We start from the raw sequence: 16428 nt of genomic DNA, 5'->3' as shown, positions 1-16428 counted from the left end.
ACCGTGGACTGGTACCCGCCCGCCGACGAGACCGTGCTCCTGCGGGTCAACGCCTCCTTCGCCACCGGTCTGGCACCCCGGGTCGCCGGTCTGCGCTCCTACCGTGACACCGAGCGCCGCGACATCGAAGGCGAGCTGAGCGGATGGCCGCCCGGCCCCGGATTCGCCCCGCGCGGCAAGGCCGACCGAGCCGGCGTGAGGGCACTGGACATCGCCCTGCTGGGCATCCCCCGCCTGCTCAACATGGCCGCGAACGCCGTCCTGCCCAGCGGAGCCCCGTTCGGCGACCCGCAGAGCCCGGGCCGCCCCCAGGACCCCGAGAACGAGGTCGACGACTTCCCCGTCATCTGGGCAGCCCCCGGAACCCTCGCCCGCACCCTGCCCTGGCAACTGGACCCCGCCCGCCGCCCCAAGGGGTACCGCACGGAACTGGCCCTCACCGATCACCGTCTGCTCGTCCTCGGAGTGAGCACGGCAGCCGGTCTGGCACCGGCCGACGAACTCTGGCAGACGCCGCGCGACACGCTCGCGGCCATGGATCGGATGACGTACTCCGAAAACGGTTCCGACGTCAGGATCCGTTTCACGGATGGCTCCTGGACGCGCTGGAAGGTCGGTGACGCGGCCAAGCTGGTCGACCGTTTCAGCGATGAGCGGCGACCGCCGGCGACCGGGGACGTACGCCAGGAGGATCCGCCCCAGTGATCGAACCGAGCGAACTCGTCGCATTGACCCGGCTGGGCAGCACGCGCGACGCACAGGTCATCCCACCTGTGTCGTTCGTCGTCCCGGACGGCTTCCACGCGCTACCGGTCGACGCCACCGCCGACGACCGCTCCGCGGCTACGGCAAGCTTCGTACACGACCTCTACCCCGGGGGCGACGACACGCTCTGGCAGTCGGCGGCCCCCTTCTACGAACTGGTCACCACGGCCATGGCCCACGCGGGCCTCGCCTACTCCGCGTTCGGCCTGTTCGGCATCGACGGCGGAGGCGTGGCGCACTGCTCGTTCGCCGTCGCCGCCTACACCTCGGACCACGACGACCCGGAGATCGCCGCCCAGGGCATCCTCGCCGCGCTGGGCGACGACCCTCTCAACGACGCCCGCTGGCTCGACCTGCCGTGCGGCCCCGCCGTCTCCTGCATCACCGTCCGCGAGCTGACCCTCAGCCCCGACCTCACCGCCTCGGGCGAACCGGCCCAGTTGGTCACCGGCCAGATCCAGGTCCATGTGCCCTTTCCGACCGGCCCCTTCACCGCCGTCTTCACCCTCGACACCGCGGCCCTCGCGTACTGGGGCGAGTTCTGCGACATGACAACGGCGATCCTGCAGACGGTGGTCTTCGAGAGCGAGAACGCGGACTGACGCATGGACTGGTACCCCGACGCCGCCGAAGATCTGCTCCTGCGCACCTCGGCCGCCTTCGCCACCGGCATCGCGCCCGCGGTGGCCGGCGCCCGCTGGTTCCGCGACACCGACCGGAACGACATCCAGAGCGAACTGCCCGGATGGCCCGAGGGCCCCGTCCACTCCCCGCACACGACCGGTGACCGCGTCGCCCGTCGCGCAGGCCGTGCCTTCCTCGTCGGCATCCCGCTGATCGCCAACCTCATCGCCAACATCGGCGGGGCACCCGGTACGCCCTTCGGTGACGTGCCCGTGCGCGGCAAGCCGGAAGAACCGGAGAACGAGGTCGATGACTTTCCCGTCATGTGGGCGGCCCCCGGCACCCTCGCCCGCACGGTCCCCTGGCAACTGGACCCGGGGCGCCGCCCCCAGGGCTACGTCACCGACCTGGTCCTGACCAGCCGGCGTCTGCTCTTCCTGGGCAACCGCGTGGGCACGCTGGACAAGGCCGACGTACTGGCCGAATTCCCACAGGAGTCCCTGACCGGCGCAAGACGGATGACGTACAGCGAGGTGGAGGCGGACGTACGCCTCACCTTCGCCGACGGCTCCTGGGTCCGCCTGTTCACGGGCAACCCGGACAGCGCGGAACGCGTCGCCCAGCTGCTCACCGGGGCCGCGTCGGCCGTGTCCGAGAGCGAACTCAGCGAAGGACAGCGCGACCGCGTGGCCCGTCTCCTCTCCGAGCTCCCGACCACGGCCAAGCCGCCGGTCCTCACCCGCCTGCCGAGCGGCATCGTCCGGGTCGAGGTCCAGGTCCCGTCCAAGGCGGGACGGGACACTTACGACACGCACGCCGTCCTCATGGGTCCGTCCGGGGAGGCAGCCAGACCGCGGCCGGGCGACCTGTAGCCCACGCGACAGCGCACCGTCCCAGCCCGAGCGGGAGTTCGAGGAGTGGCTGGAGCTCCAGTTCCAGGCGAGCGCGCTGCTCCACCGGCGCACACTCGGCTGGCGCGAGAAGCGGCAGATGAAGACGTTCCTCCATGCCTCGGCCGCCAGTCTGCACGACCGCGTCGAAGCCGATCAGGCCTTCGTCTTCGGGACCGTCCCACCCCAGGCGACCCCTCTGGTCTTCTTCACCAAACAGTTCGCCTGCGACGAGGAGCACAGTGAGCTGCACCTGAGCATGCTGGCCGAGCCCGACCCCTCGACCGCCGACGGCAACCACCGGGTGGAGACAGTGCCCTTCGGCTCTCGCCGCTTCGGCGAGAGCCTGCGCTGCCTGCGCAGTTGGCCCCGCCCGGACGGTGGCCTCATGCTGTCCGTCGCCTACGCATGGAACGACCCCGCCCACAACATCGACCTGCTCTTCAAGGGCCACTACGACGACCCCGCTCTGCTGGAGGCATCATTCGACGCGATCGACGACTTCGCCCGCAGTCTTCGCTTCCGCGCCGAGCCGTGATCCGACGGAACGCACACTCGTCGCCGCCCTGTGCGCAAGCGTGCCCGTTGCCAATGGGTCACCAAGGCCCCGGTTCTGTTGCCGACGACCCGGCGAACAGAGTGCCTGGTCGGCGGAGGCGCGGAGCCGCCCACATCAGGAGGATGCCCCGGAGGCCTCCGGAAACGGCCGAATGTGTGGGCACAGCACCGCACCGTCGCCTACCGGTTGACGGCTTGGATCTCCTTCACCGTGACCGCCTGCTCGAACGTCGACAGCCCGTCCGGGAGGCCCGGCTGCTGCGGCGGCCCGTCCGGATCGGCCGAGTCGGTCCAGGTCACCTTCCAGGTGATGGACGCCTTGAACCGGTAGGTGCCGCTGCCGGAGGAACGGCGATAGGTGACATTGCAGCCTGCGTCCTTGCTGTCGACCGCATAGCCGCCTTGGCTCTTGATCAGGTCATACGCGCAACTCTGCGGATCGGCGTCGGAGGTGCCCGCGTCCACCCTGAGGGCCACGGGTGTGGCGACGGTGGTGGCCGCCATCTGCACCCCCTTGTAGTTGATGCTGGCCGTCGTCCAGACACGATCGAAGTCGCCGTCGAGCTTCACCCTCGTACCGAGGTTCACCACGAGACGGTCGGCGCGGGGGCTGAGTTCGACGGGCGGGGTGGGCAGCTTCGTCGAGTTGTAGGCCAGTTCGGAGAGGATCTTCGGAGTCAGTTTGTTCGGGTCCGGCTTCGGGTCGGCCGGCGGGACCCAGATCTCCCAGTTGTCGGTGGTGACCGGGCACGCGGTGGTGTAGTCGTCGTTACGGAACTTCACCTGCCACCACAGGCCCTTGTCACCCTTGTGGTACTTCTCTGTGTCCCGCTTGCGGGCATAGCTGGCCGCGGGCTCCAGCGCGCCGCCGTAGGCATCCTTGATGAACTTCTCGTACTCCTCCGGCGTGTACATGGGCTCGTACCAGCACACAGGCGGCTTCCAGTCAGCGCTCGAGGAGGTCGCAGTAGCGGTGGAGCCACCCCCTGAACCGGCTTTGCTCTGGCTGATGCGGATGTGGGCTCCGATGGTGCCGTTGCCGGACTCGGCGCCCGGATCGGTACCGGGCTGCGTGCCGGTACCGCCCGAGTCACCGCCCCTGGTGTCGTCGGCGTGGGCCGGGAAGCCCGTCCCCATGGCCATGACGAGGGCCGCTGTCGCGAGTGTGCCGACAACCGGCCGGACCACCGCTGCCACCCTTATCGCCGCACGCATGAGACGTCCCCCTTCTTCCAGTTCTGCTGAGTCACCTGCCAGTCGCCGGCCGCGTCCTTCTGGGCCTGGAGGGTGTAGAGAACGAAGCTCTTGTCGCTGGGCTTGGTGCGGAGCACCTTCTGGGTCTTGATTTCCTTACTGAAGGCATTGCTCTGGTCCTCGCAGTAACGGACAGCGGCAGTCTTGCTGTTCGCCACGTCCGTGACCGCGAAACCGTAGTAGCGGTACTCACCCGTGAGCGTAAGACCGTCCTTCTTGAACTTCTCGACCTGCTTCACCCAGTAAGTCAGAGCAGAACCCGCGAAGTAGCGGTTCATGTTGGCGGTCTGCCCCTTCCCCTGGGCGAACGCCTCGATGTTGGCCTGTGCCGAGTAGGCCGTGTCGCGCAGGATGGCGTCTTTGGCCGCATCCCCGGTCGGCTGCCGGTCCACGCTCACACTGAGGCCGGACGGGTAGGTGAAGCTCGGCGCGTCCTTCTCCGCGGGCACGGCGGCGGACGGGGTGGGCACGCCGCTCGCCGTTTCGGCTCCCGCGATTGCGTCGTCGGCCGAGGAGTCACCGGAATCGCTGGTGCAACCAGTCACAGAGAAGGTGACAGCAGCTAGAAGGCCGACTGCGGCCGCCCTCTGTCGCGTGGTCAGCATGGCGCTCGTCCTCAGGGTCGATGGGTCGGCGTGTCAACAGATGATCGCACGATGAGCATGTGCACGGCGAAGCGGTCGGCCGTGACTGCTACAACTCTGCCGAATTCGCGAAGATGTCTCACAATCGCCCAGGTGACCCGCCGGCAGTGCGTCGGCGAACCCTCAGAAGTTGCCGTCCACCGTTTCCATCGTTCCCTCGGGGGGATCCACAAAGGACACCGTCCGGGGAATTGCTCCCATCAGGTCCGTGAACCGGGACCATAAACTTGCCGCCGCTGTGATGAGTGTGAGTAACCAGCAAGGGCAGAACCGCAATGGCACTGCTCGGGCTATCCTCAGAGGCGCCTGCCCTGTTTCTCCGCAAGGACCGGACGGTCCAGGTTCACGCGGCTGTTCACCTGGTGACCGATGACGGGCACGAGTTCGGCGAGGATGGTGAGCGCGGCCAGGACTCCAGCCGTTCTGGCGTCTGCGTGGGGGGAAGCGATCCCGATGAGGGGAATCAGGCTGAACACCGCGACCACCAGTGGTTCCGGGCCACCTACGACCGATGCGTGCCAACTGGTCCTCGCACGCGCCTCCTTGGCCCCGACGGGTGACATCGTCCTGACTTCGGCTGCCAGGGTGTGCCCCTCCCACCATGAACGGGCGGCTGAAGACGGCCGTACCTTTTCGTCCGCCGTCGGTACGCGGAGGGCGGCCACCAGCCGGGTCCAGTTCTCCGGGCCCGACGGGCCGGCGAACCACCATTGCCAGGGGAGAACGGCCCGTGCGGCGCCGGAGCCGTCCCGTAGTTCGACGCCGAGCACCGCGCCCGACCTTCTGTCGAGCAGACGCACCAGACGCGCGACTCCATGAGTCCCGTGAGCGTTGTTCCTCGACAGCCAACGTTCCTCGCCCACCGCGTTCGTCAGAACGACATCCGTCGGCAGAATCCGTACGGCCGCCGTACTGATGAATCGGCGGGTCGCGGTGACTCCCGGCTGAGGCGACGGCCTGATCACGTTTGCCGCCCGGACCACCAAGTCGTTCCGGGTGCGTGACCATGCCAGTAGCCGGATCAGCAAGTCACTCGCCGGCAGCAGGAACAGCCCGGCGGTCGCGGTCAGAAGGGTCCATGCTGATCCGGTGCCGGTCATGGGCAGGACCAGGAAGAACACAAACCACACCAGCATGCCGAGGCCGCGGCCCCAGTTGTGCCAGGCAGAGACATCGCGCTGCGTCGCCCGCTCGGTGCGCGCGCCGGAGTCCGCACTCCGCGGTGCCGGCTCCGCCCCGCCCCAGGAGATGCCCAGTTCCGCGGCGACGGTACGCAGACCGGTGCGTTCGAGGCATTTCTCCGGGCTCAGATGGAGCAGGCCGACGATTCCGGCCTCGGGGAGCCAGTCGGCCAGCGGGACACGCAGGATCGGTCTGCCGTCGGCTGCCTGGAAGTCGACCACACCCCACCGCTCCGCGGACGGCGCCTTCATCGCGGCGGAGCCATCGGGAGGCGGCACGAAAACCGCGCGTACCACGCCACCTTCACCCACGGGATACCGGCGTTCTCTCCGTCTCCGGTCGCGGACGACCAGGGTGCGGCCGTCTCCGTAGATACGGGCGTGACGCACACGGTCGACGGCGTAGAAGGGCGCAATGCGCGGCCGTATGGCATGCGCCGAGGTAGGGGCGGTGCCGGAAACGGCGAACGGTCGATCACCTTTCCCGTTCGGGTCGAAGACTTCCTCCGCCTGGTCCAAGCCCTTCACACCCCCTTCCGGCTCTTCCCTTTGCCCTTCTTTCGCAGCCTACGCATCCGTTCCCGCTCCTGGCCCGGCGCCGCTCGGTGCGGGACGTGCGGACGCGGCACGTCGCCCAGCCCGCCAGTGCCACCGTTGCGACACACGCGGTCAGGGCCGGCCAGGAGCCGGGGGTGTACTCGCATCCCTGGTGGTACGAACGGCAGGTGTGCCATGCAGCTTCCAGACGGCGAGGGCTGCGGTCAGCCCGACCGCGCCGCAGACGATCCCGAAGCCGACGGGTCCGCACCGACGCCGAGCACTGCAGCGGCCGTTCCCGCGACGGCCCCGGCCTTGAGGATTCACGGATGCCGATAAGGCCCAGTGCAGCGTTTCCGCAATCGTGTCGAACAGCTGATTCCGTCGAACGCCTTCTTGATGCTGCTCAGTCTCTTGCCCATGCTCTCGATCACGTCGGGATCAAGCCGTTGGTAATCGCTTCCGTCGCCCACAACGCCCCCATGACGTCGATCCGCCGGCTCGAGGCCGACCGCACGAAACCAGCGCGGTGCGGCGGGACTGGAGCGTCCCGCCGCACCGATGGACCCTCAGCCGGTCCGGTCAGCCCTTGGCGCCCTGGGACAGCTGGTGGTCCAGGTCCTCGTACGCCTGCTTCGCGTTCGTCAGGAACTTGGACAGGCCGTGCAGGCCCTGGATGGTCTTCGCGGCGCCCTTGGTGAAGTCCTTGATGGAGTCCTCATAGGCGCCGGAGGCCTTCTGGGTCGTGAAGCCGTTGGCGACGAGCTCCTCGACGCCACGCTCGATGCCCTTCAGCTGGCCTTCCATGTCGTGCATCGCCTTGATGAGGTCACCTGCCTTCTTCTCCATCTCGGAGTAAGTAAGGTCTGTGTCCTTCTTGCCGGCCATGACGGCTCCCTCCCGTTCACAACGCCTCAGGGCCTTCCCCCGTGGCTGACGTCACGCGGCACCTCGGGCACACCCCCGGAGCGTCCGCACGAGCAAAGATCCTACGGGTGGGGCCACCGGGACCGCAGGCCGGTTGTGCGAGAGATTGGTGAACCCGCGCGTATCCCGTTGTCGCCCCGAAAGCGAAGGCGGCTAAGGTCGCTGCGACTGTGTTGAGCGTTCCGGGGGCGGCTCCAGCCCTGCGAGGAGGACGAACGTGCGCCTGAGTCTGACCGTCGTCGACCCCATCGTCGGTGCCAGTACCGACGTGGTGCTCGACGCCGATCCGGAGTCGTCGGTCGGCGACATCACTCGGGAGCTGGCGCGGCAGGTCGGTGCGGGTGACGGCGCACAGATCATCCCCATCGGAGGCCAACGCACCCAGGGGGGCGCCCCCGTCGCCTTCGTCGACGGCTACCCGCTGGATCCCTCCGCGACCGTCGTCGGATCGCCGCTGCGCGAGGGCGCCGTCGTCAGCCTCCACGACCCGGCCGGGTGCGTGTTCGGGGAGCCGACCGGTGTCGTGGAGTTCCGTGTCGTCGGGGGCCCTGCGGCCGGCGCCGTGCACCGGCTCGGGGTGGGCCGGTACGACATCGGCAGCGGACCGGCCGCGCCGCTGCGCGTGGAGGACCCCGAACTCGCCGACCGGGCCGCGACCCTGTCCATCGCCATCGACGGCACCTGCACGCTCGCCGTACACCAGGACAAGGGCGAGGCCCGTCTCGACGGTGAGCCGTTCGAGGGGGACAGCTGGCCCTTGGGCGCTCAACTCGCCCTGGGAAACAGCCTGTTCGAGTTCTCCCGGTACACGGCTCCGGACGCGGCCCTGAAGTGGTCGGACGACGGGATCGGCCTGGACTACAACCGGCCGCCGCGGCTGCGCCCGCCGGAGCGCACGACGCACTTCCGGCTGCCCACGCCGGTCAAGGAGTTCGAGGCGCGGCCCCTGCCCTGGCTGATGGCGCTGATGCCGCTGGTGGGCGCGGTCGTCTCCGTCATGGTCTTCAAGCGCTGGTACTACCTGATCATGGCCGTGATGAGCCCGATCATGCTCTTCGCGAACTACTACATGGACAAGAAACACGGCCGCAAGTCCCACGCCAAGCAGCTCAAGGAGTACAAGGAGCACAAGGCCCGGATCGAGGCCGACGCCCAGGAGGCGCTGCGCACCGAGCGCGCCGACCGCCGTGCCGCGATCCCCGACCCGGCCGCCGTGCTCGCCTTCGGCACCGGGCCGCGTACCCGCCTGTGGGAACGCCGCCGCACCGACGCCGACCATCTGCTGATGCGTGTGGGCACGGGCCGGGTCCGCTCCGAAGTCGTCCTCGACGACCCGGAGCAGGACGAGCACAAGCGCCAGGTGAGCTGGTACATCGAGGACGCCCCGGTCGCGCTGCCGCTGAAGGACCTCGGCGTCATCGGCATCGCGGGCCCCGGTGACTCCGCGCAGGCGCTCGGGCGGTGGGTGGTCGCCCAGAGCGCAGTCCTGCACAGCCCGATGGACGTGCAGTTCTACGTCCTCACCGAGAACGAGGCCCACCCCCGCTGGGACTGGGTGCGCTGGCTGCCGCACACCCACCCCTCCAGCGGACAGGACGTCAACGTCCTCATCGGCACCGACTCCGAGACCGTCGGCGCGCGCGTCGGCGAGCTGACCCAGCTGCTCGACGCCCGGCAGAAGGCGCTGAAGGAGACCGGGAATCGCGGTGACGGGCCGGCGTTCTCCGACCCCGACGTCGTCGTCGTCTGGGACGGCTCCCGCCGGCTGCGCTCCCTGCCCGGTGTCGTCCGGCTGCTGCGCGAAGGGCCGGCCGTGTGCATCTACGCCATCTGCCTGGACGAGGAGGAACGGTTCCTGCCCGGCGAGTGCCAGGGCGTCGTCGTCGCCGAACCGCGGCGCACCGACGACCCTGCCGCCCCGGCCACAACGCCCGTACCGCAGCCCGCCGCCGGCGGCTTCCCGTCCTTCCACGCCTGGCACCAGGCCACCGAGCAGGCCGCCTACGACGACCAGGAGCAGGCGCCCGAACTGCGGCTGCGGGTGCAGCAGAGCGGCGCGCGCCGGATGACGGACGTACGGCCTGACTTCGTCTCGCCCGCCTGGTGCGCCCGGCTGTCGCGCTCGCTGTCGCCGCTGCGCGACATCAGCGGTGAGACCGAGGACTCCGCACTGCCGTCGGCGAGCCGCCTGCTGGACGTGCTGCAACTGGAACCGCCGACCAGTGACGCGATCGCGGCGCGCTGGCGCATGGGCGGCCAGTCGACGATGGCGGTCATCGGTGAGTCGTACGACGGCCCGTTCGGCATCGACATGCGCAGGGACGGTCCGCACGGCCTGATCGCCGGTACGACCGGTTCCGGTAAGTCGGAGCTGCTGCAGACCATCGTGGCGTCGCTGGCGGTGGCCAACACGCCGGAGAACATGACGTTCGTGCTCGTCGACTACAAGGGTGGTTCGGCGTTCAAGGACTGTGTGAAGCTGCCGCACACCGTCGGCATGGTCACCGACCTCGACGCGCACCTCGTCGAACGCGCCCTGGAGTCGCTGGGCGCCGAGCTGAAGCGGCGCGAGCACATCCTCGCCGCCGCCGACGCCAAGGACATCGAGGACTACCAGGACCTGGTGCGCCGCGACCCGTCACACCCGCCGGTGCCCCGACTGCTCATCGTCATCGACGAGTTCGCCTCCATGGTGCGCGATCTGCCCGACTTCGTCACCGGCCTGGTCAACATCGCCCAGCGTGGCCGTTCGCTCGGCATCCACCTCCTGCTGGCCACCCAGCGGCCGAGCGGCGTGGTCTCGCCCGAGATCCGCGCCAACACCAACCTGCGCATCGCGCTGCGGGTGACCGACGCGGGCGAGTCGACGGACGTCATCGACGCACCCGAGGCCGGACACATCAGCAAGTCCACGCCCGGGCGCGCCTACGTCCGGCTCGGTCACGCCTCCCTGATCCCCTTCCAGTCGGGTCGTGTCGGTGGCCGCCGCCCGGGCGCCGCCGACCCGCTGACGCTGGCGCCGTGGGCCGGGCAGCTGTCCTGGCAGGATCTCGGCCGGGCCGCACTGGCCAAGCCGAAGACGGAGACACGCGAGGACGACGAGATCACCGACCTCAAGGTGCTGGTGGACGCCGTACGGGCGGCCAACCAGGCCCTCGCCATCCCCGCCCAGCACTCCCCCTGGCTGCCCGCCCTGGAGGAGACGCTGCTGCTGGACGCCATCCCGGCGGTGCGCGGCGAAGGGACGCTGCCGGCCGCGCCGTACGGTGTCGCGGACCTGCCGGCCGACCAGACCCGCCGCCCGGTGGCCGTCGACTTCGCCACGTTCGGACATCTGCTCGTCGCGGGCGCGCCGCGCAGCGGCCGCTCCCAGGTGCTGCGCACCATCGCCGGTTCACTCGCCCGCACGCTGTCGTGCGCGGACGTCCATCTGTACGGCATCGACTGCGGCAACGGCGCGCTGAACGCGCTGACCCGGCTGCCGCACTGCGGCGCGGTCGTCGGCCGTAACCAACTGGAGCGGGTCGTCCGCCTGTTCAACCGGCTCACCGGCGAACTCACCCGTCGTCAGGACCTGCTGGCGGAGAAGGGCTTCGCGGACATCGGGGAGCAGCGGGCGGCCGTCGCCGAGGACGAGCGTCTGCCGCACATCGTCGTCCTGCTCGACCGCTGGGAGGGCTGGCTGCCCACGCTCGGCGAGTACAACCACGGGGACCTCACCGACCAGTTGTTCGCCATGATGCGCGAAGGCGCGAGCGTCGGCATCCACATGGTGATCACCGGCGACCGCCAGCTGCTGACCGGCCGTATCTCCTCCCTGACGGAGGACAAGTACGGTCTGCGCCTCGCCGACCGTGGTGACTTCTCCATGCTGGACATCAACGCCCGCAAGGTCCCCGAGGAGATCCCGCCGGGCCGCGCCTACCGTGGCGAGACGGCCACGGAGACCCAGTTCGCGCTGCTCGCGGAGGACACCACCGGTCAGGGCCAGGCCGCCGCGCTCGTCGAGATCGGCGAGGCCGCGGCGGGCCGGGACGCCTCCGTACCCCGCTCCCGGCGCCCCTTCCGGGTCGACGTGCTGCCCAGCCGTATCTCCTTCGCGGACGCCTGGGCGATGCGGGACCCCGCCACCAGCGCGTCCCCGCTGTGGGCGCTGGTCGGGGTCGGCGGCGACGAGCTCACCGCGTTCGGGCCGGATCTCGGGCAGGGCATCCCGGCATTCGTGATCGGCGGCCCCGCCAAGTCCGGACGCAGCACGGTCCTGCTGACCATGGCCCGCTCCCTTCTCGAACAGGGCGCACGGCTCGTCCTGGCCGCCCCGCGTCCGTCTCCGCTGCGGGAACTGGAGGGCCACGACGGTGTCCTCAAGCTCTTCACGGGCCGCGACATCGACGAGGACGAGCTGGAGGAGATCATCGGCTCGGCAGACCCCTCGCAGCCGATCGTCGTCCTCGCCGACGACGCGGAGGTCTACGACGACTGCGACGCCGAGGACGTCTTCAAGCGGATCGTCGAACGCGGCGCGGACGAGGGACTGGCCGTCGTCATCGCCGGTGACGAGGAGGAGATCTGTGACGGCTTCTCCGGCTGGCAGGTCGACATGAAGAAGGCCCGCCGTGGCATCCTGCTGTCCCCGCAGGACAGCTCCGCCGGCGAGCTGATCGGCATCCGCACCAACCGGAGCATGGTGGGCGGCCCGATCAGCCCGGGCAAGGGCATGCTGCATCTGGGCAGTGGGGAGCATGTGACGGTGACTACGCCGGTGTGACGCGGCCGTTCGCGGCGCGTTGGGCCTGCGGCGCTGGGTCGTGGTTCGTCCGCGGCTTGCGTTGTGGCTGGTCGCGCCCACGCGGCGGAGCCGCAAATCGAATGCAGCCCCGCGCCCCTTGATGCCTGCGGCGGCCCGTTGCGGTCGCGTCGTGGCTGGTCTAGCGCCTGCGGCCGGTTTCTGAGTCGGGGCCGGGGTGGGGGGTGTCCGTCCTCGGTCCGGCCGCCCGTTTCCGATGAGGGCGCCCTCCGCCGGTGCCGGCCGCTGCGGGCGGACACCCCCCACCCCGTCCCCTTCCCGCCGTACGCGGGTGCGGGGACGCCTTGGCGCGCATGGGTGCGGGCGGCCGGGGGTGGGGAGGCTGTCCTACGCTCCCAGCAGCTCCACCCGGACGTCCGCCGGGAAGCCTGTCGTCGGGCCGACTCTGCGGGCGAACTCCGTGACCGCTTCCAGTTGGCCGGGGCCGAAGCTGAAGTCGAGGGTGGTGAAGTACTGCGCGAGGGTCTGCTCGTCGAAGGCCTCCCAGCGGGCGGCCTGTTCGGCGACCTTGGTGACCTCCTCGAGGGAGAGGTTGCGGGAGGCCAGGAAGGCTTCGTGGACCTGGCGGGTGATCTCGGGCTCGCGGGTGGCGTAGTCGCGGCGGGCCGCCCAGACGGCGAAGACGAAGGGCAGGCCGGTCCAGTCCTTCCACAGCTGCCCGAGGTCGTGCACCTCGAGGCCGTAGCGCGGGCCGTCGATCAGGTTGGCGCGCAGGGCCGCGTCGCCGATCAGGACCGCGGCCTCCGCCTCCTGCATCATCAGGCTGAGGTCAGGCGGGCAGGTGTAGTAGTCGGGCTGTACGCCGAAGCGTTCCGCCAGCAGCAGCTGGGCGAGGCGGACGGACGTGCGGGAGGTGGAGCCGAGGGCGACGCGGGCGCCGTCCAGCCGGTCGAGGGGGACCTGCGAGACGATCACGCAGGACATGACGGGACCGTCGCAGCCGACGGCGATGTCGGGGAAGGCGACCAGGTCGTCGGCGTTGCGCAGGAACTCGACGAGCGTGACGGGCCCGATGTCGAGGTCGCCGCGGATCAGCCGCTCGCTGAGCTTCTCGGGCGTGTCCTTGGTCAGCTCGAAGTCGAGGAGCGTGCCCGTTCTCGCGAGCCCCCAGTACAGGGGCAGGCAGTTGAGGAACTGGATGTGGCCGACACGCGGCCGGGTGCGAGAAATGTCCACATCGCGAGACTAGACCCCATCGGTCACCCCGCCACCGGCGACCCCGGCGGCGCGTTGCGTCAACCGGCCGCACACGTGTCAAACATTCGAGTGAGGTGATCTTGACCTCTATTGCTTCCGGGCCTCCGCGTGCTAGGCTCGCCGCAAGTTGCAGTTTGGTTTCCCTTGCAGTACAGAGCCTGCGGAGCATGTGACCGCGGGCTCTAGTCGTTTTCAGAAGAATGCATGACGTGTTTTCACACTTGCAGGTTCTGGAGCAGGGCAACCCTTTGGGCCCAAGGAGGGCTTATGGCTACCGGAACCGTTAAGTGGTTCAACGCCGAAAAGGGCTTTGGCTTCATCGCCCAGGAAGGCGGCGGCCCCGACGTCTTCGTTCACTACTCCGCGATCAACTCCACCGGCTTCCGCTCCCTGGAGGAGAACCAGCAGGTGAGCTTCGACGTGACCCAGGGCCCGAAGGGCCCGCAGGCGGAGAACGTCACTCCGGTCTGATCGCGTCCTAGCGCAGTACCCAAGGAGCCCCGCGCCATCCGGCGACGGGGCTCCTGCCCTTTCCCGGGAGCCCCTCCCGCACGCATTCCTGGCGATTTCTCCTCATACGTGCTGCATGATCAGGACGAACGTCGTCCCCGTCTCCAGCGCCTCGTAGCTGTGCGGCACGTCACCGCGGTACGACATGTAGTCCCCCGGCCCCAGTTGCGCCGCCTCCCCGCGCGGTCCCGCCTGCACCCGCCCGGCGCTGACCACGATGTGCTCCACCGTTCCCGGGATGTGCGGTTCGGAGTCGCGCACCGTCCCCGGTTCCAGGGTCACCGCGTAGATGTCGCGCCGCGCGCCCGGCGGGCTCGCCGACAGCAGGGTGGCCAGGTAGCTCGACTGCTCGGAGTGCACGGTGGGCCCCTCCCCCGCGCGGATCACGCGCACGGACGGCGCCGGCGGCTCCACCAGCGTGGAGAACGGCACTCCGAGCGCCACCGCAAGCGCCCAGATCGTCTCCATGCTCGGGTTGCCGCTCGCCGCCTCCAGCTGGGACAGCGTCGACTTGGCGATCCCGGCCCGCTTGGCCAGCTCCGACAGGGACAGGCCGGCCCGGTTGCGCTCGCGCCGCAGGCTCGCGGCGATCCACTCCAGCGGCAGGCGGGGCGGGGTCGGGGAACCGTCGGCAGTCATGATCCTGTTCGCTCCATCACTACGATCGTTCGCCTTGACGAACGCCCATCCGGCCGTTCATCGTAGAAAACATGCGTTCGCTGCTCCGAACACCACCGTCCATCCTGACACCTCTCACCCGCGACGCCTCCCTCGTCTGGGTGGCCAGCGGAGTCGTCGGCGTGTCCTTCGGCGCCGTCTGCGTGGCGGGCGGGCTGCCGATGTGGGTGCCGGTGGTGATGTCCCTGCTGGTGTACGCGGGGTCGGCCCAGTTCAGCGCGGTCGGCATCCTGCTCGCCGGGGGCGGGCCGCTCGCCGCCGCGGCGACCGGACTGCTGCTGAACACCCGCACGATCGCCTTCAGCCTCGCCGTGGCCGACGTGATCGGCACCGGCCGCCTGGCCCGGCTCGTCGGCGCGCACCTCGTCACCGACGAGACCGTGGCCTTCGCCCTTGCCCAGTCCGACCCGGCGCGCCGCCGGGCCGCGTTCTGGATCTCCGGCATCGGCCTGTTCGCCGTCTGGAACCTCGGCGTCCTGGGCGGCGCCCTGGCCGGCAGCGCGCTCGGCGACACCGCGACCTACGGCCTCGACGCCGCCTTCCCGGCCGTACTCGTCGCGCTGGTGCTGCCCGCCCTGCGCGCCGACTCCGCCGTACGGCGCAGCGCACTGCTCGGCGCCGCGGTCGCCGTGGCGGCCACCCCGCTCGTCCCGGCCGGCGTCCCCGTCCTGCTGGCGCTCGCCGGGCTGGCCGCCGTGAAGGGGATACGGCGATGAACGCGACGGCCGCCATGATCCTCGCGCTGGCCGCGGGAACGTATGCGTTCCGGCTGGTCGGCCCGGTGCTGCACGGACGCGTCACGGTTCCGCCCCGGCTCCAGGAGCTGCTGTCGACGGGCGCGGTCGTCCTGCTCGTCGCCCTGCTGGCGACCGGGGCGCTGACCGAGGCCGGGGGCTTCGCGGGCTGGGCACGGCCGGCCGGGGTGCTGGCCGGCGGCGTCCTGGCCTGGCGGCGGGCCCCGTTCGTCGTGGTCGTCCTGGGCGCGGCGGCGACGACGGCGCTGCTGCGGGCGGCGGGGGTCGCCTGACAGTGGCCGCCACTAGGGTGCGCCGTCATGACAGACACCGAAACCCGCGCCTTCTACGACGCCGTCGCCGAGGACTACGCCGAGCACTTCCGGACCACGCTGGCCGCGCAGCCCCTGGAGCGGGCGCTGCTGACCGCGTTCGCCGAACTCGTCGACTCCGGCGGCGAGGTGGCCGATCTGGGGTGCGGTCCCGGGTGGACCACGGCGCACCTGGCATCCCTGGGACTGCGCGTCTTCGGCCTCGACCTCTCCGAGGCCATGCTCACGGTCGCCCGCCGCGAGTACCCCGGCCTCCGGTTCGTCCAGGGCTCGATGCGGAAGCTGGACCTGCCCGACGGGGCTCTCGCCGGAGCGGTGTCCTGGTACTCGTCGATCCACACGCCCGTGGACGAACTCCCCGATCTGTTCGCGGAACTCCACCGGGTGCTCGCCCCGGGCGCCCCGCTCCTCCTCGCCTTCCAGGCCGGCGCCGAACCACGCCGCCTCAGCGAACCCTGGGGCCACCCGGTCACACTCGACTTCCTGCGCCGCGACCCCGAGCACATGACCACACTGCTCACCTCCGCGGGCTTCACCCCCCTGTCCCGAACGCTGAAGGAGCAGGACACGGCCCGCGGAGAAACGGCCCGGCAGGCCTTCCTGATCACCCGCCGCGCCTGACGCACCTGCCCCAGCAGCACGACGGACACCCGCCACGATGGCGCCGCAGTCGCGCGCGGCGGGAAGGGGACGGGGTGGGGGGTGTCCGCCCGCAGCGTCCGGCACCGACCAACAGCGAGCGCGTCGGAAACGGCCGGCCGGACCGAGGACGGACACCCCCCACCCCCGC

At 70.1% G+C, this 16428-nt stretch carries 15 protein-coding genes; 9 read left to right on the top strand and 6 right to left on the bottom strand.

Annotation, left to right across the window (positions count from 1 at the left end; genetic code table 11):
* Window positions 1–3 precede the first annotated feature (3 nt).
* The 4 genes from AC0B9F_RS20605 (at window position 4) to AC0B9F_RS20590 (ending at window position 2817) form a co-directional block, all read left to right on the top strand.
* Window positions 4–705, top strand: a complete 702-nt coding sequence (locus tag AC0B9F_RS20605; protein ID WP_472004627.1) for a hypothetical protein — start codon at window positions 4–6, stop codon at window positions 703–705.
* Window positions 702–1367, top strand: coding sequence for a hypothetical protein (locus AC0B9F_RS20600; protein WP_472004625.1), 666 nt, complete (start codon window positions 702–704; stop codon window positions 1365–1367). Before AC0B9F_RS20605 ends, AC0B9F_RS20600 begins: the two co-directional genes overlap by 4 nt.
* 3 nt (window positions 1368–1370) lie before the next feature.
* Entirely contained in the window at window positions 1371–2261 is an 891-nt protein-coding gene (locus AC0B9F_RS20595; protein ID WP_472004623.1) for a hypothetical protein, read from the top strand.
* A 118-nt stretch (window positions 2262–2379) separates the two neighbouring features.
* Entirely contained in the window at window positions 2380–2817 is a 438-nt protein-coding gene (locus AC0B9F_RS20590) for a hypothetical protein (protein ID WP_472004622.1), read from the top strand.
* A 200-nt stretch (window positions 2818–3017) separates the two neighbouring features.
* On the opposite strand, the gene AC0B9F_RS20585 is transcribed toward AC0B9F_RS20590, so the two are convergent.
* The 4 genes from AC0B9F_RS20585 to AC0B9F_RS20570 form a co-directional block, all read right to left on the bottom strand.
* Window positions 3018–4025 carry a hypothetical protein gene (locus tag AC0B9F_RS20585; protein ID WP_472004620.1) on the bottom strand — a complete coding sequence of 336 codons (1008 nt, stop codon included), beginning with the start codon at window positions 4023–4025 and terminating at the stop codon, window positions 3018–3020.
* An 11-nt stretch (window positions 4026–4036) separates the two neighbouring features.
* On the bottom strand, window positions 4037–4696 hold the full coding sequence (locus AC0B9F_RS20580) for a hypothetical protein (RefSeq protein ID WP_472004618.1): 660 nt from the start codon (window positions 4694–4696) through the stop codon (window positions 4037–4039).
* A gap of 335 nt (window positions 4697–5031) precedes the next feature.
* A complete protein-coding gene (locus AC0B9F_RS20575) occupies window positions 5032–6435 on the bottom strand; it encodes a hypothetical protein (protein ID WP_472004616.1) in 1404 nt (467 codons plus the stop codon).
* A 600-nt stretch (window positions 6436–7035) separates the two neighbouring features.
* Window positions 7036–7341, bottom strand: coding sequence for a WXG100 family type VII secretion target (locus tag AC0B9F_RS20570; protein WP_472004614.1), 306 nt, complete (start codon window positions 7339–7341; stop codon window positions 7036–7038).
* Between the two features lie 256 nt (window positions 7342–7597).
* Between AC0B9F_RS20570 and AC0B9F_RS20565 the strand changes: the two genes are divergently transcribed.
* Window positions 7598–12148 (top strand): FtsK/SpoIIIE domain-containing protein, encoded by a 4551-nt coding sequence (locus AC0B9F_RS20565; protein WP_472004612.1) that lies wholly within the window; start codon window positions 7598–7600, stop codon window positions 12146–12148.
* 366 nt (window positions 12149–12514) lie between these two features.
* On the opposite strand, the gene AC0B9F_RS20560 is transcribed toward AC0B9F_RS20565, so the two are convergent.
* A complete protein-coding gene (locus tag AC0B9F_RS20560; protein ID WP_472004610.1) occupies window positions 12515–13363 on the bottom strand; it encodes a menaquinone biosynthetic enzyme MqnA/MqnD family protein in 849 nt (282 codons plus the stop codon).
* A gap of 288 nt (window positions 13364–13651) precedes the next feature.
* Between AC0B9F_RS20560 and AC0B9F_RS20555 the strand changes: the two genes are divergently transcribed.
* Window positions 13652–13855 carry a cold-shock protein gene (locus AC0B9F_RS20555; RefSeq protein WP_067240544.1) on the top strand — a complete coding sequence of 68 codons (204 nt, stop codon included), beginning with the start codon at window positions 13652–13654 and terminating at the stop codon, window positions 13853–13855.
* A gap of 102 nt (window positions 13856–13957) precedes the next feature.
* Here AC0B9F_RS20555 and AC0B9F_RS20550 read toward each other — a convergent pair whose 3' ends face one another.
* Window positions 13958–14533, bottom strand: a complete 576-nt coding sequence (locus tag AC0B9F_RS20550) for a helix-turn-helix domain-containing protein (RefSeq protein ID WP_472004606.1) — start codon at window positions 14531–14533, stop codon at window positions 13958–13960.
* 71 nt (window positions 14534–14604) lie between these two features.
* On the opposite strand from AC0B9F_RS20550, the gene AC0B9F_RS20545 reads away from it, so the two are divergent.
* Genes AC0B9F_RS20545 through AC0B9F_RS20535 form a run of 3 tightly spaced genes read left to right on the top strand, consistent with a single transcriptional unit; the run spans window position 14605 to window position 16259 of the window.
* Window positions 14605–15288 carry an AzlC family ABC transporter permease gene (locus AC0B9F_RS20545; RefSeq protein ID WP_472004604.1) on the top strand — a complete coding sequence of 228 codons (684 nt, stop codon included), beginning with the start codon at window positions 14605–14607 and terminating at the stop codon, window positions 15286–15288.
* Window positions 15285–15599 carry an AzlD domain-containing protein gene (locus tag AC0B9F_RS20540; RefSeq protein ID WP_472004601.1) on the top strand — a complete coding sequence of 105 codons (315 nt, stop codon included), beginning with the start codon at window positions 15285–15287 and terminating at the stop codon, window positions 15597–15599. The genes AC0B9F_RS20545 and AC0B9F_RS20540 overlap by 4 nt, the downstream gene beginning before the upstream one ends.
* Window positions 15600–15626: 27 nt before the next feature.
* A complete protein-coding gene (locus AC0B9F_RS20535; RefSeq protein ID WP_472004598.1) occupies window positions 15627–16259 on the top strand; it encodes a class I SAM-dependent methyltransferase in 633 nt (210 codons plus the stop codon).
* Window positions 16260–16428 lie beyond the last annotated feature (169 nt).

Source organism: Streptomyces sp. NPDC097129 (genome assembly GCF_055668065.1).
This window is presented reverse-complemented; position numbering and strand designations above follow the sequence as displayed.

Bases quoted from the DNA above. Each gene is read 5' to 3' on its own strand.
- AC0B9F_RS20595 (WP_472004623.1), top strand. From the start codon at position 1,371: ATGGACTGGTACCCCGACGCCGCCGAAGATCTGCTCCTGCGCACCTCG.
- AC0B9F_RS20590 (WP_472004622.1), top strand. From the start codon at position 2,380: ATGAAGACGTTCCTCCATGCCTCGGCCGCCAGTCTGCACGACCGCGTC.
- AC0B9F_RS20580 (WP_472004618.1), bottom strand. From the start codon at position 4,696: ATGCTGACCACGCGACAGAGGGCGGCCGCAGTCGGCCTTCTAGCTGCT.
- AC0B9F_RS20570 (WP_472004614.1), bottom strand. From the start codon at position 7,341: ATGGCCGGCAAGAAGGACACAGACCTTACTTACTCCGAGATGGAGAAG.
- AC0B9F_RS20555 (WP_067240544.1), top strand. From the start codon at position 13,652: ATGGCTACCGGAACCGTTAAGTGGTTCAACGCCGAAAAGGGCTTTGGC.
- AC0B9F_RS20550 (WP_472004606.1), bottom strand. From the start codon at position 14,533: ATGACTGCCGACGGTTCCCCGACCCCGCCCCGCCTGCCGCTGGAGTGG.
- AC0B9F_RS20545 (WP_472004604.1), top strand. From the start codon at position 14,605: ATGCGTTCGCTGCTCCGAACACCACCGTCCATCCTGACACCTCTCACC.
- AC0B9F_RS20540 (WP_472004601.1), top strand. From the start codon at position 15,285: ATGAACGCGACGGCCGCCATGATCCTCGCGCTGGCCGCGGGAACGTAT.
- AC0B9F_RS20535 (WP_472004598.1), top strand. From the start codon at position 15,627: ATGACAGACACCGAAACCCGCGCCTTCTACGACGCCGTCGCCGAGGAC.